Raw genomic sequence first — 15641 nt, 5'->3', positions numbered from 1 at the left:
ATGAAATAAAGATGAATATGAAATTATATTAATAATGAAATGGTAAAATAGCTTTAAAATTTGAATTAGACAGGGTTATAAATGAAATTAATAGCTATTTTATTTTTTAGTTTTTCAATAATTTTCGCTAGTGAATATTATGCAAAAGTAGAACCTATAGAGATTAGAGAGATAAGCTCAAACGTATCAGGTTTAGTTATTAGTGCCGATGAAAAAAATTTAGGTACATTGCTCTTAGACGAAGCATATATAGAAATTGATTCGGAATTAGATACAAAAGAATTAAATTATATAAAAGACAAACTTGAGTATTTAAGAAATACGGTTGAGACTAACGAGGAAATAGTAAAAAACCTTGATAGTTCACTCGTTAGAAAAAGAAAAAACTACGATAGAGTAGAAAAACTTAAAATAAAGTCCCAAATTGAAAAAGACAGGGAATATTATGACTTAATCAGTAGTGAAAACCAGTTGTTAAGTACAAAAAAAGAGATTCAGAATTTAAAAGTTCAGATTACGGATTTAAAGCTAAGATATGCAGTTTTAAATCGAAGTATAAATGATAAAAATTTAAAAGCCGAAGGTTTTATACTTTATGAACTAAATGTTAAACCGGGACAAGTCGTAAATCTTTCAACTCCTTTGGCAAAAGTAGCCGATATATCAAAAGCAAAATTAACTATATATTTAAACAGAGACGACTTAGACGATGCAAGCAAAAAAACTATCTATCTTGATGGAGAAAAAACAAAGTATAAAATCAGTAGAGTTGTAAATATAGCCGACTCAAAAAACATATCTAAATATATGGCTCAAATTATTATAAAATCTCCAAAAGTTTTCTCAAACCTTGTTAAGGTTGAGCTAAAAGATGAATAATACAGCTTGTCCTCTTGATTGTTATGATGCTTGTGAAATAATATATGAAGATCATAAAATTAAAGCTAAAAAATCAGGGCATACAAGAGGATTTTTATGTCCGCATCTTAACCATTACGAAAAAAACCAGCAGATACAAAGCCCAAGATATAAAGGTGTTGAAATTAGTATGGATGAAGCTCTTTTAAAATTAAAAGAGCTTATTGAATTGGGTGAAAAAAATGAAATTTTACATTATAGAGGGTCCGGTAATTTTGCTCTAATGCAAGGAGTGACTGACCATTTCTTTGCATCTTACGGTGCTACACTTACAGAAGGCAGTTTATGTGACGGTGCAGGTGAAGCAGGAATAATTGAAGGTCGCGGTTCAAATAAAAATATGCCGCTTTCACAAATAGCAAAATCAGAAGTTGTAATTTTATGGGGTAGAAACCCGCATACTACTTCATCACATCTTTTACCGCTTTTAAAAGACAAGCAGATAGTCGTTATAGACCCTGTAAAAACAAAGGCTGCAAAGATATCGGATTTATATATACAAATTCAACCGCGCGGTGATTTAGAACTGGCAATGTTGCTTAGTCGTTTTTTACATATTGAACACGGTTGTGACGAGCAGTTTTTAGAAGAGTATGCAAGTGAAGCGGAAGACTTTTATGAGCTTACTCAAAATATACGTATTAAAGCAGTACTTGATAAAATAGGTGTAACTCTTGGTGATATAGGCGATATACTCGCCATGGTTAAAGGTAAAAAAGTAGCTATAGTTTGTGGGATTGGAGTTCAAAAATACAGAAACGGTTCTGAAGTTATACGTGCAATAGATGCCTTTGCAACTAATTTAGGTCTTTTTGGCAAAGAGGGGAGTGGAGTAGCATATCTGGGTAACTCAAAAGAAGCTATAGAGTCACCTTTTAATACAAAAGCAAAAAGAGTATCAAAAGTAGATACTAAATTTTCCGACTTTAAAACAGTTTTTATCCAAGGTGCAAATCCACTCTCTCAAATGCCAAATTCTTCAAGAGTTGTATCTGATATTTCAAAGGTTGAAAACGTCGTCTATTTTGGTTTATATGAAAATGAAACAAGTGAAGCGGCTTCTTTAGTTATACCGGCAAAAAGTTTTTTATATAAAAACGATATTCGTACATCATATTCACATAATGCAATGATAAGTATGCATAAGCAAAAAGATACGGACATAGGTATAAGCGAATACGATTTGAGCAAATTTTTATGTAAAGAATTTGGAATTGAGATTAAAAGTGAAGATGATTATATAAAACATTTTAAAAATTTTTCCGTTCAAAATATAGACGGTGCTTTTTATGTTGAAAACAGGGAAGACATCCCGTACAAAGAAGGTTTTGATACAGATGATAATGAATTTGTTTTTTTAGATGAATTTGAAGTTCACGACTATAAAGAGGAGAAACTGTTTTTAATCACTTCAAAAAGTCCTAAAAGTTTAAATTCACAATTTAACAGGGAAGAAAATGTTTATTTAAATAGTTCACTTGGTTTTGCAGAAGGCGACTTGGTAGAAATAGAGTCCTCGGTAGGCAATGTTAAGTTAAAAGTAAAAATAAATAATGACTTGCGAAATGATTGTGTCCTTATATACAGCGGTACTAAAGGTGTAAATAATCTTACAAGCTCTTTGCACAGTTATGAAGGTAAAAACGCTATCTTTCAAGAGGAGATGGTTGTTGTAAAATCTATTTGATTATTTTAGATATAATCTAATTTAAAAAATAATATTAGGCTAATAATGAATACGCAAGATTTAGATAAAAAATATGTACTTCCGACGTATGCACGTGCAGATGTCGAGTTTGTAAGCGGTAAAAATGCAACACTTAAAGATGTAAACGGGAAAAAATATATAGATTTCACATCGGGTATAGGTGTATGCAGTGTCGGTCACGCAAATGAGCTTTTAAATACCGCAATAACAGAGCAGATATCAAATATTACGCATATATCAAACTTATATAATATCGCACCTCAAGCAAAAGCTGCACAAAAAATTGTTGAGACGAGCGGATATGATATGCAGTGTTTCTTTGGTAACAGTGGAGCTGAGGCAAATGAAGGTGCTTTAAAAATAGCACGAAAATGGGGTGAACGTGACGGTAAGATAAAAAGATATAAAGTTATAACGCTTAAACAATCATTTCACGGAAGAACGATAACTACCGTAAAAGCTACAGGACAAGAAGCAATGCATAACTATTTTGGACCTTTTCCCGATGGTTTTGTATATGCCGATGATATGAATCATGTAGAGAGTTTGATAGATGATCATACTTGTGCGGTAATGATAGAACTTGTTCAAGGCGAGGGCGGTGTTCAGCCTCAAGATAAAGATGAAGTCAAAGCACTGGCAAAGATGCTTAAAGAAAAAGGTGTACTTTTGATAGTTGATGAAGTACAAACAGGTATTTACAGAACGGGAGAGTTTTTAGCTTCAAATCTTTATGAAATTGAGCCTGATATTATAACTTTAGCAAAAGGTCTTGGAGGCGGTGTACCTATAGGTGTAGTTATGACAAACCTAAAAGGTGTTATGGGTGCAGGCGATCACGGTTCTACATTTGGCGGTAACTATTTAAGTTCTAGTGCTGCTTGTACGGTTATTGATATTTTAAACGATTATAAAAAAAGCGGTGATTTAGAGATTAATACATTGCTTTTTAATAAAGCCGTTGAGAAAATATATAAAAAATATACAAACCTATTTACCCAAAAGGTAGGCATAGGGATGATGTGCGGATTACGAGTAAAAGATGCAGATACTTTAGCGGCTATTATAAACTCCGCAAGAGAAAATGGAGTTATGGTCCTAAGAGCGGGTAGAAATACTTTAAGATTTTTACCTCCGCTTACAATTACAAAAGAGGAAATTGATGAAGGTTTTAAATCTTTGGATAACGCTCTTAGCTCTATCTAGTATATCTTATGCAGATGAAAACTCTAGTGAGTCGTTAGAGGGATATATAAGTGACTCTAAGCAAAAACAATTTGACTATACTTATGAAAAAAATGAAGCCGAGAGTTCAAAACTTCGTGACTCTTGGATCTCTCCTTTTTCATTGAGTTACACTTTCTCAAAAAACAAACAGGATTCAGAAGCTATAGGTACTACGGCAGCTAAAGAGAGTGAATGGGATCAAGAGAGTGCATCAATTTCATGGAGTCAGACTGTTTTTCAAAGCGGTGGAATCTACTACGGCATCAAGTATGCAGAAGCCAGTGGAAAATATGCCGACTTATCCGTTGATGTTACAAAACGCAAACTTGTAAAAGATACTATATCTATACTTATGCAGATAAAGCAGATAGATTTAAAAATTGAGCGTCAAAACCTTCAAATAAAAAATGCAGAAATTGCACTCGAACAAAAAAAAGAACAATACTTAAACGGTCAACTAGATTCCAGCTTTTTAGATAATGCAATAATCGATAGAAACCTGGTTATTCAAGCTTTATATGATATAGAAACAAATAAAGAGCGTTTAATCTCAAAGTTTGAAGCCTTAAGCGATATGGATTACAAACAAGCTGCCATACCTAGACTTGATTTGTTGGATAAAAAAAACTTTTTATCTAATAATATAGTTTTAAAGATGAATGAAAGCGAGATAGAAAAAAATAACTATTTCAAAGACGTAACAACTGCAAAATATCTTCCTAAAATAAGTTTTAATGCCGGATATACATGGCAGGCGGAAACAAAAATACTGGGTAGTTTCGATAAAGCTGAAAATACGTCATACAATTACGGTGTTACGGCTAGTATTCCACTTGATATAAATACTTTTGACGATATATCTTCATCACGCATAGAGTATTTAAAATCTAAAGTTGTCATAGAAGATAAAAAACGTGAACTTAGTGCTATATATGACCAAGTTATGCAAAATATAGATAACTTAGAGAAGAAAAAACAACTAAGTATAGAAAACAAAGATATATACGAAAAGCTTCTTGATGAAACTAAAGAATTGTTTGCTGCGGGTTATAAAACAGAATATGATGTAGATTTACTAAGAAATTCTTATGAGATAGCAGGTATAGATTTTAAGATATATGAGATAGACAAACAGTTAGAATTATTGACTCTATACGAGATGTATAAAAAAGATTAAAATGGATAAAAAATTTAGTGAATATATGACCGAATGGTTATATGGTAAAAATGGCTACTATGCATCTTATAAACAAATAGGGAAAGAGGGAGATTTTTACACTGCTGTAAGTACAAGTCGTTTTTTCGGAGGTAGCATAGCAAAACATATTATCTCTTTAATAGATGAAGGATTTTTGAATAAAGATGCAGTAATATGTGAGATTGGTGCACATCACGGTTATTTTTTAGCGGATGTAGTACAGTTTATATATACACTTCGTCCTGAACTTTTAAAGAGTCTAAAGTTCGTAATAATAGAGCGTTTTGATAAATTACAGGAATTTCAACGCAACTACTTCCAAGAAAGCTTTTCAGATGCCGTGCATCTAACACATTACAAATCCTTAAGTGAGTTAAAGTGTGAAAATGCTTTTTTTATAGCAAATGAGATATTTGATGCGTTTCCTTGTGAACTTTACTATAAAGGTAAAACTGCCAGAGTTGAAGATAATCATAATGTAGAGTTTGATGTAGATAACAAATGGGTAGATAACAAAGCTAAAAAATATCATAAAGACCGCGGTGAAATAGCTCTAGGTTATGAAGAGTTTGCAAAAGAGATGCAAGCAACTTGTGATAAGTTTGAGTTTATGAGCTTTGATTATGGCGAGATGCAGGCACGTCCGGACTTTTCACTTCGTGTATATAAAAAACATGATGTTATACCTTTTTTTCAAAAAGAGGATGAAAACGGTAAGCAAATAAACAGAGCTGAGCTTTTTGGTACTACAGATATAACTTATGATGTAACTTTTGAGCATGTCAAAGATGCATATGAGGAAGCAGGTATAAAGTTTATAGAATTCAAAGCGCAGATGGTAGCACTTGTCGATATGGGAATACTTGATTTACTTGAAATGTTAAAAGAAAATGTAGATGAAAAAATCTATAAACAAGAGTTGGAAAAAGCAAAAATGCTTATAATGCCCAACTTCTTAGGCGAAAGGTTTAAGATGATAAGGTTTCGAAAAGACAAATCAACTTAATATATATTCTATAGATATTTTAAACTCTTTTGGAAAGCTAAATAGTGTTTTATCTACTTCAACCGGAAAGCTGTTTTCTATAGCTTCTATTACTGATTTTTTAAAGATATTTTTACCTGATACAAACTCGATACTTTTTACACTTCCATCACTTTGTAGAAAAAATTTAACTTCTACATTACCCTCTATCCCTCTTCTTCTTGCACGTCTTGGATATGATTTGTTTTTATTGATTTTATTTCTAAGTTCTGTAAAAAATAGATTTTGTTTCGCTTTTATTTCATCCGGATTTATATATGGTTTTTCTTTTGCAACTACTTGTTGAGTTTTTTTTATTTCGGGTTGTTCCATAGCTACCTGTTCTTTTACAACTTCTTCTTTGACGATTTTTTCTTTAATAATTTCTTCTTTTTTCAAAGATTGTGAAGGTTTAGGTAACTCTTTTTTTATTATTTTTTTCTTGATAGGTTTTTTCTTTTTTACAACTTTTTTCTTTTTTACTATCTTCTTTTTAATAGGCTCTTTTATAAGCTTTGGTTGAGGGGCTACCATGCATACAGTGACAACATTAGGTTTTTTTATCTCTTTATCGGAAAAAGTATCGTTTTTGTTAAAAAAAACTACTGCACCGGCAAATAAACTAACATAAACAAAAAGACTGATTACAAAAGATGAAAAGTATCTATTCATGGCTGAAACTCTTTAAAAAATTATACATTGTAGGCAGGTAAAACAGGTTTAAAATAGTACCCCATAGTAAACCAAAACCTAAAGTAACTGCAAGTGGTTGAAAAGATACAGCCTCTGCAGTTGCAAAAAATATCAATGAAGATAAACCTATTATAGTCGTAACTGAGGTAAGAATGATTGGTCTGAATCTTCTTGCAGCAAGTGTATATATATTGTTTTTATCTGTTGCTTTATTGAGTGTTGCCATCATTATAATTCCATCATTTACAATAACTCCTGCAAGTCCCAGTGCACCTATCAAAGATGGCAGTGATATATTAAGCCCCATAAGATAATGACCTATAAATACACCAAGCAAAGAAAATGGTATAACAGACATAACAATTAGTGTCTCCCTAAGAGAATTAAATAGATAAAGTATTGAGATAAATATCAAAATAATAGCTAGAACAGATGCCAGTACCATTTCGGTTTGCAATGTTTTTGTTTGTTCCTTTTCACCTTTAAACTTTATTTTAAGTCCTTCTTTTTCTAGTCTGTTTGTTATTGGAATTATTTCATCAACTACTTCACCGGGAGTTATAACAGACGGATCTACGTTTGCAAAAACATAAAAATTTATTTTTCCGTCATCTTTTACAAGTTTTTCTAATGATTGTACTTTTTTAAATTCACATATATCTTTTAATCTGACATATGTTTTATTTTTTAAAGGGATTTGCAAAGATTTAAAACTCTCCAAATCATTACTAAAGTTGACGGATTTTATTTTTACATCTACTAGTTCATTATTGTCATAGATTGTTCCGATTTTTTTTGATAAATATAGTTGAGATATATAGTTTCCTACATATTTTTCCGTAACACCGAGAGCTTCACCGTAACTATTTACTTTTAGCTTAACTTCATCGATGCCGAGTTTTACATTATCTCCGTAATATTTAATACCCTTTATCTTTGAAAAAGCTTCTTCAATATCATTGATTGCTTTTAGTGCCTTTTTATAGTCATCGCTTACAATACCTATTCTAATGTCGGCTTTAGTATTTCCCATTTTATTCTCAACTACCATCAGGTTACTAAGTTTAAATCTTTTTTTATAGCCTTGCTCTTTTAGCCAAGTTCTTAAATCTTGAGAAATATCTTGTGAAGATTTGTCTCTAATTCTCCCTTTTGGATCATAATAAAAACTTAGATATGGTGTTATAAATTTATCGACAAAGTTCATAGGCTTCATTTTTTGAAGTTCTATAGATATATATCCGACATATGGATACATCTCAGCTGAGCCTGTAGCACTTCTTCTATAACCTGCCGTAGAACTGACGTGTTTTACAAAAAATCTATCTTTATTTTCTAAAATGTTTTTCTCTAAAGTTTGTACAATCTTTAAAGATTCTTCAAGTGTAGTTGTAGGATTTGCTTTAAATGTAATATTTATAGACGTAGTATCAAAAGGTTTGAACATTTGAAACTTTGAACTTTTTATACCGTAAAAAATTAATGCGGGTACTATTATCAAAAAAATAAGTAAAAAACTTTTTTGATATTTTACGATTTGTTTTAAGGCTTTAGCATATAGTAGATTTACCTTCTCCCATGAGAGTGTTTTTGAATTTACAGAGAGAGTATGCGTGGCATGAATAGGTAAAAATATAAATGATTCTATCAGCGAAGCAATTACCAAAGCGGAAAATGCAATAGGGATAAGCTGTATTATCTCGCCGAGTTTTCCACTTAGCATCAGTAAGGGAATAAATGAAAATAGGGTAGTCAAAGATGCTATGGTTACCGGTTTTGCCACCTCTTTTGTACCTAAATATGCAGCTTCTTTTGCAGAATGGCCTTTTTCAATATATTGTTGTATATTTTCACTTACCACTATAGCATCGTCAACTATGATACCTATAGCAATTAGTACACCTATAAGTGAGTTTACATTGATGCTATGTCCCGTAAAGTAAAAATATATAGCACCTATTACAAATGAAGTAGGTATTCCTAACGCTATTATAAAAGCTATGCGTATATTTATCAGTATAGCCGTTAAAAGTGTTATTAAAATAATGCCAAATAAGATATTTGATATTACAATGTTAAGTCTGTCTTTTATAACTGTGGATTTATCCATTCTTATATTAAATTCAACACCTTTAATACTCATATCAGAGATAAGTTTTTTAATTTTTTTTGCTATTAAAATAGCATCGCCTTTTGGATTTTGAGATACTGCAAGTGTTATAGAATTGCTTCCGTTCATGCTCGCAAGAGTTGATGAATCTTCATAACGTTTTTTTACTTTTGCAATATCTTTTATGGCAATCTGTTGGTCGTTAATATTAATAATCGTATTTTCAAACTGTTCGGAAATTTTTTTATCGTTTTGTAAAGATATATAGTATTGTTCTTTGGCATTGTCTATCATTCCCAAAGGAAATATATAGGAGATTTCAGAAAATATTCTTACGGTATCGTCTAAAGACAGATTATAAGCATTTACTTTTTTTTCATCTATCAATACTTCATAAAAAAGATCGGAGTCTCCGAATATAGTGACATCAGATACATCTTTTATGGAAAGAAGTCTGCTTTTAAATTTTTTGGATAACTTTTTTAGCTCACTTCTTGGTACTTCGGAAGATAACATAGATACATGCATGATGCTTCTTGAATGTGGTACTCCTCTAATTACCGGATCATCCATATCACTTGGTAAATTTTGTCTTATAAGTGCCAGCGCATCTTCAACGTCTCTTACAAAGTTTGTTTTGTTTACACCTTTTTGCAGTTCAAGTATTACGGTAAATCTACCCGGAGAAATAACGGATGTTATATTATCCACACCGATTATATTTTTTACTTCATCTTCTATCTCTTGAACGGCCATTGTATTAAGAGTATCAACCGAAGCCCCGTTGTAAGAGCCTCTTATAGATACAGAATTTGGTTCAATCGTAGGGGATATCTCTTTTGGTATATGGTTGTATGCATATATTCCAAGTGCAAAAATTAGAAAAAATAACGTATAATTTATTTTATAGTTTTCAATAAAAAATTTAAGCACCTTGTTAAACATTAATTATCTCGCTTTATTTTCATATTCATAAGATTCGTGTGCTAAAATAGCCGCTCCGTACGAAGTAGTTATTTGTGGAAATTCAGGTATAAATATCTCTTTTCCGAGCTCATTTTCAATCGCATTAACCAAACCTTCATTAAGAGCAGGTCCACCGTCAAAATAGATATTTTCTTTTATACCGACTCTCTTTACAAGTTTGATAATTCTTTTTGCTATAGAGTAATGTACCCCGGCAACTATGTCTTCGACGGAATTATCGTTTCCAAGAAGACCTATTATTTCGGATTCTGCAAATACGGCACAGGTACTGTTAATAGCTAAAGGAGTTCCCTTTGATTTAAAATGGTATTCTCCTAATTCATCGACTTCAAGCTCTAAGTTCATCGCTACTACGTCTAAAAATTTCCCTGTTCCTGCCGCACATCTGTCATTCATAGCAAAATTTACCACATTTCCCTCGCTATCGAGTGAAATCGCTTTAGAATCTTGCCCGCCTATATTAATAATGGTCTTTATCTCACATTTATCTTTTGCAGCAGCCCTCGCTCCAAGTGCATTTGCCGTAATTTCACTTATGTTTTCATCTGCTTCTTTAAAAAGTTTCCTGCCATAGCCCGTAGCAACCGTATATACTAAATCACTTTCATCAATATTATATTCACGTAAAAGTTCACTTAAACTTTGTTTTGCATATTTATAAAACATACTTCCGCTTGCACTTATTTTATGTGCTACAAGATTTTTATTTTCATCTACGAGTGCGATTTTTATGGCTGTCGAGCCTATATCTATTCCTGCAAAATACTGCATTACTTTTTCCTTCTTCTATTTTTAAGAGACTCTATAAAAGCTTCTATCCTTGTTGTTAATTGTCCAAGATGACTTGGAGAATAGTCACTTTCAAGATAAATTATCGGTATCCCTTCTTTTTCCATAGCCTCTAAAACCGATCTTTGTTCCATCTCGTAAACTTGACAACCTGCAAATGCCTGATACACTACACCGTCGGCGTTATATTCTTTTACCAAGTCCAGTATTCTTCTTTTTCTGTCATCATTTTTTGTAAAGATAGGGCAGGTGCAACCTTTTAAATATCTATCTGCGACACCGTCTATCATATCGTTTACAAACCACTCATCTACACTTACCATGTCGTTAAACATTCTGTTGGACGAGCAAGTCTCATCTGCAACTATTATTGCATCTGATTGTTCTATAATTAAAGGAATTTTTAGATTTGGAAATATCGGAGGTGAACCCGTATATACGATTCTCGGACTTCTTTTATGTGCGGCGTTAAACTCATCCTTAACCCTTTGTTCACACTCTTTTACCAGTGTATCCACCGCATTAATCCAGTTGTCTATTTTGTCAAAGAAAAAAGCATTTGTAACTAAAAACATATCAAGCCCCAAAATTGGAGAATTTTCATTTTTTCGTAAGATATTTAGTTTATGGTACAGATGCTGTGCCAAACCTACCTTTTTGATAGATTCTCTTAAAGCTTTTTTAGTAATCTTTTTTCCCAAATCATTTGATAACTCTTTTGTAAATTTTCTTACACTGCGTCTCCAGTATTCACGGCTTTCTTCACTCTCTTTTGTTCTTGGAAATTCCATATCGAAGATGCTATAGCCCATATCTTCTATAATAGCGCCCGATTTTGCTTTTTGGTCACAGGTAGTAGGAGATACTACAACATCCGGTTTATCGGAAAAATTATCGGATGCAAAAAGTCCTACGGTAGCTTTTACGAGTGGACATGATTTTGAAGGTAATAAGTCGCTTCCTATCTCATCGTCTGTATAAAAACCGTTACACATCCTAATAGGTACTGCATCCAGTGCATAAACTATTTCGGATGGTACTTGGATGCACATAGTTCCGACTTTTACTTTATCTTTATGTAAAGGTTCGTGTTTGCAATGTACACTCTCATACAAATCATAAAAATATTCCATTGCTTCTGGAGGCTTTTTAAACTCATGTTTTATCTTTTCAAGTACCGTTATGGCTTCCATCGCTTTATGACGATTTTGTTTCTCTTTAGGAGTCTCTATTTTGTGTCCGGCTCTTTTAGTCATTTTTTTTCTCCAGCTCTTGTATTTCCATTCTTTTAACAAACCCGCCTTTTGTTGATTTAAAAATAGGATAATTTACAAGATCCACATGCAAAGCATCGTCTTCAGGGCAAGCTGCTACGCATTTTAAGCACATAATGCAGTCATCTCTTAAAATATTTGTGCTTTTAACATCATCTGCAATATCTTTTATCTGCATATCGCAAACATTGTAGCAATCACCGCATTTTGTACATTTATCACCGTCTTTTTTTAGTTTTAAAAGTGCTGCATCGCTAAAAATATAATGCATTGCACTCATCGGGCAAAAGAAACAAAAAAAGCGTTTTTTGATAAATGAACCGACTACGAATAAACCTGTAAAAATTAGACCCAAGGAAGTTAAAATCATCGCACTTTTAGTAGAAAAATCAAGTGCCCATTGAGATGTATCTCCTACAAATAAAGGTGTTATCATTCTTCCCGGACAGATGCTACAAAATGCCGTCCTCCATTCACCCCCAAGAAGACCCATTCCAACTGCGATAGGAGATAAAATAACGATGGCAAGCATAATATACTTTATCTTTTTTAACTTATCAAATTGAGGCTGTGTATATGTGCTGTATCTGATGCCGAGTTTTTTTCTAAGTCCTGTCAGCCAGTCTTGCATAGTACCAAGCGGACAGGCATATCCACACCAAGCTTTGTTAAATACGATAAACCATAGTAAAAATGTTATAAACCCAATAAGAACCGAGATGCTGGCAACGCTAAAGAGTACATCCAGAGGTCTCGCCAATTGGTGTTGAAGCGGTAGAAAATAACACATTCCACCGACTTCTCTATCGTAACCGCATGAAAATACCGGTATTGAATTTCCTAAATTAATAGCAAAGTATCCGCCGTATATAAAGATGACAAAGAAAAATAGTTGTAACCAAAAACGAAACTTTTTTATGTCTGCTTTGTTTATGAAGTCTCTAATTTTTTTCATTAAATTTTACCTCTTTAAAGGGTTGTTCTCTTCTTTTTCTATAGATGTAAATAATAAATCCGCTTAAAATCATAGTAAATATTGCCGCTAATAAACCGTAAGCATAGGACTTATATGAACTGTCACCGGGATAATAAATACTTGAATATGTAGATGTATATTTTATATTTTCGTAATCTTCATATTCGTATTCACCTTTGGCATCTTTTGTATATGTTGCAGTTATTAAAAACTTGTTTTGATGTCTTCTGTCAAATTTATTCCAATCAGGAAAATAATCTTGAATCAGTGTAAAAACTGCAACTCCGTTTTCGTCTGTTTTTATAGTTTTTGACCAGCCTGTTTTTGTAGATAAAGTTATATTTGCCCCTTTAATCTCTTTTGAGTCAAGTAATACTTTAAATCTTATTTTTTCGCCAGAATAGAGGCGATGATAAAATGTCTCACCTTCTTCTCTTAATCTTAAAATATCAAAAGGTACTTCTTTTATGCTATGGGCTGCCATTTTTTCATTATCATATACTGCATCGTTACTGTGGTTAAATCTCATATATTCATATTTGCTTGTTGTAATATATAGAGTTTTATTATCAATATTTCTATCCACGTAAAATAGATTGTAGTATCCGTTTTCAGGCATCTGAAAACTTACGCTTTTACATCCTCTGTCTCTTGATTGTTTTAATTTTGACGTACTAAGGTTTGCATCTAGAAGGTATAACTCAGCTTTAATGTCATCAAAACAGTTCAGCTTGTTTGATTCGTCTTCAAATAAAGGCCATACCTTTTTACTTGGAACTTTGCCCCATCCACCGTGAGAGTGTCCGCCGTGGGAGCCTTTTGCTTTTTTAGGAATCGGATTTTTGTCGCTAAAATATACTACACTGGAAAATGAAGGTTGTTTAGCCATATCTTTTGCCGGTGAATCAAAGTCTCTCATAGCAATTTTTTGGGCTTCTTCGAAATTTACAACTCTCCCTTTATATCTTTTGACAAAGTTCATAGCATCTGCTTTTAAAGCAAATGCATACTTGCTTACTTCACTCATAGTTGCTTTTTTCTTACTGCCGACTACATAAAACGCTTTTGTAGCATCTATGAATTTAAGGCTTGAAACATTGACTACCTTTAAATTTTCAAGCGGCATTTTTTTGATATATTTAGCTTCACTCAAACAGTGTATAGAACAGTACTGTTTTGTTTTATCTTTTAAATGTGCAGCATGGTTTGTCTTGTAAAATTTTGCTAGATTCATAGAACAGTTGCTACATAAGTGTTTATCATTACCTGATTGTAAAATAATAGCTTTATCTTTAGATACACTCTGAAACATTGCTCCGCCATGATTTGAATGACCGCCATGACCGCCTGAAGCTCTACCGTATGTGTCTATAATATATCCTCTGTATAGGTTAACGCTAAGAAAAAATATAATCAAAGATGCGGCAAAAGGATAGGCTAAAATCTTGCGTGTTTTATTTGCATCCAATAGTTTCATTCTTTTGTAAAGTATTATAAGTGCCCATGCTATAGCTACCCATTTTAAAATACCAAACATATGTAACCAACTATCACCTCTATTCGCAAGAGATGCTACATCTACGTTAAAACCAAAAGCCTGTGCAAAGCCCTCGACTATACGTTCATAACCACGCATAAAAAAAGTCTCTAAAGAGTGTGCGATTGAGCCTAAAATAAATAAAGGTGCATATGAATATCCAAGATCGTAAAATATTTTTTTAAAATCTTTTTGTAAAATTTTAGAAGCTATAAACATACCGATTAGTGCAGCTATTATCGTAAAAACAAGAGCATAAAGAAAGGCAAACAGACCTACCGCATCTACAGAACCAAAACTTATATAATTTTTTAAAAACTCGGCTGTTTTTGACCAAATCATATCGTTAGCGGCATTACTTCTTCCGATTCCGTGATGAAACGACATTGTAATTGGAATAGATGCCAAAATTAAAATAAATGCCCATACTTCAGCTTTTAGAGTTTGAAATTTAGAAAAGAGTGAAAAAGATGGTTTCTTAGTTTTAAAGCTTATAGCCTCACAAGCAGCTGAACAATCCATACACAAGGTACAATCCGTCATAGAATTTCTGTTATCAAATGTAAAAGGTTTTAAGTTGTACGGACAAGCCGTAGCACATTCAAAAGTTTTACAATCCGTGCAGGCACTTTTGTATGTGCCAAGCCATGTAAAGGAGAGTTTGGAATATGCACGTGTCAAGGTTCCAATTGGACAAATGTATTTACAATAGCTCATATCTTTATATAAAAAATATACTACAAAAGATATTAAAGTCATAACCGTAAAAAGAGTAGCTGTTCCTAGCGGTGTTCTGTAAAGGTTTGGAAACATATAGTAGATGCCCCACCATCCTATAACAAGCAGTAGTATTCCTATATAGCGGTTTTGCATCCACTTTGGCATCGTCTTTTTTAAACCGAATTTAGTGATATATTTTCCCATAAAACCGTGTGGACAAATACCGCAAAATATACGACCCAAAGTCGGAAGGGTTATGACCATAAATAAAGACCAAAATATTCCCCAAAATACTGCATATGTAAAATTATTATCTTTGCCCGTATATGCAAATCCGTAGTATATTGCATATAAAAATATAAATAAGACAACTAATTTAAGTGTTAGTAAAAATTTTTGATTTTTAAAAAAAAAGCCTAATATAGGCTTTGCATAAATATCGTCTTTGTCGCGTTTTATAAAATTTACCATTTTTTACCT

General features: G+C 32.5%; 11 protein-coding genes. 5 read left to right on the top strand and 6 right to left on the bottom strand.

Going from position 1 to position 15641, the window contains the following annotated elements; translation table 11 throughout:
• The first annotated feature begins 81 nt into the window (after positions 1-81).
• The 5 genes from FJR48_RS06895 to FJR48_RS06875 are packed head-to-tail and all read left to right on the top strand — an operon-like array spanning position 82 to position 6057.
• Complete coding sequence (locus tag FJR48_RS06895) at positions 82-879, top strand: efflux RND transporter periplasmic adaptor subunit (RefSeq protein WP_152307414.1); 798 nt, start codon at positions 82-84, stop codon at positions 877-879.
• Complete coding sequence (locus tag FJR48_RS06890) at positions 872-2605, top strand: molybdopterin-dependent oxidoreductase (RefSeq protein WP_152307413.1); 1734 nt, start codon at positions 872-874, stop codon at positions 2603-2605. Before FJR48_RS06895 ends, FJR48_RS06890 begins: the two co-directional genes overlap by 8 nt.
• 45 nt (positions 2606-2650) lie before the next feature.
• Positions 2651-3832: an aspartate aminotransferase family protein gene (locus tag FJR48_RS06885; RefSeq protein ID WP_188108557.1), complete on the top strand. Its 1182-nt coding sequence runs from the start codon at positions 2651-2653 to the stop codon at positions 3830-3832.
• A complete protein-coding gene (locus FJR48_RS06880) occupies positions 3789-5030 on the top strand; it encodes a TolC family protein (RefSeq protein ID WP_152307411.1) in 1242 nt (413 codons plus the stop codon). Before FJR48_RS06885 ends, FJR48_RS06880 begins: the two co-directional genes overlap by 44 nt.
• A gap of 1 nt (position 5031) precedes the next feature.
• Positions 5032-6057 (top strand): SAM-dependent methyltransferase, encoded by a 1026-nt coding sequence (locus FJR48_RS06875; RefSeq protein ID WP_152307410.1) that lies wholly within the window; start codon positions 5032-5034, stop codon positions 6055-6057.
• On the opposite strand, the gene FJR48_RS06870 is transcribed toward FJR48_RS06875, so the two are convergent.
• From FJR48_RS06870 to FJR48_RS06845, 6 genes are read right to left on the bottom strand one after another with little or no spacing between them, the layout of a single operon-like run.
• Positions 6049-6747 carry an energy transducer TonB gene (locus tag FJR48_RS06870; protein WP_152307409.1) on the bottom strand — a complete coding sequence of 233 codons (699 nt, stop codon included), beginning with the start codon at positions 6745-6747 and terminating at the stop codon, positions 6049-6051. The two genes, FJR48_RS06875 and FJR48_RS06870, sit on opposite strands and share 9 nt — an antisense overlap.
• Complete coding sequence (locus tag FJR48_RS06865) at positions 6740-9811, bottom strand: efflux RND transporter permease subunit (protein WP_241856027.1); 3072 nt, start codon at positions 9809-9811, stop codon at positions 6740-6742. Before FJR48_RS06865 ends, FJR48_RS06870 begins: the two co-directional genes overlap by 8 nt.
• Positions 9812-9826: 15 nt before the next feature.
• Complete coding sequence (locus tag FJR48_RS06860) at positions 9827-10636, bottom strand: acyl-CoA dehydratase activase (protein WP_152307407.1); 810 nt, start codon at positions 10634-10636, stop codon at positions 9827-9829.
• On the bottom strand, positions 10636-11910 hold the full coding sequence (locus FJR48_RS06855) for a 2-hydroxyacyl-CoA dehydratase family protein (protein WP_152307406.1): 1275 nt from the start codon (positions 11908-11910) through the stop codon (positions 10636-10638). The genes FJR48_RS06860 and FJR48_RS06855 overlap by 1 nt, the downstream gene beginning before the upstream one ends.
• Positions 11903-12883: a 4Fe-4S binding protein gene (locus FJR48_RS06850; RefSeq protein WP_152307405.1), complete on the bottom strand. Its 981-nt coding sequence runs from the start codon at positions 12881-12883 to the stop codon at positions 11903-11905. The genes FJR48_RS06855 and FJR48_RS06850 overlap by 8 nt, the downstream gene beginning before the upstream one ends.
• Positions 12870-15632 carry a nitrous oxide reductase accessory protein NosL gene (locus FJR48_RS06845; protein WP_152307404.1) on the bottom strand — a complete coding sequence of 921 codons (2763 nt, stop codon included), beginning with the start codon at positions 15630-15632 and terminating at the stop codon, positions 12870-12872. The genes FJR48_RS06850 and FJR48_RS06845 overlap by 14 nt, the downstream gene beginning before the upstream one ends.
• Between the last annotated feature and the right edge of the window lie 9 nt (positions 15633-15641).

Source organism: Sulfurimonas lithotrophica (assembly GCF_009258225.1).
Lineage (GTDB): Bacteria > Campylobacterota > Campylobacteria > Campylobacterales > Sulfurimonadaceae > Sulfurimonas > Sulfurimonas lithotrophica.
This window is presented reverse-complemented; position numbering and strand designations above follow the sequence as displayed.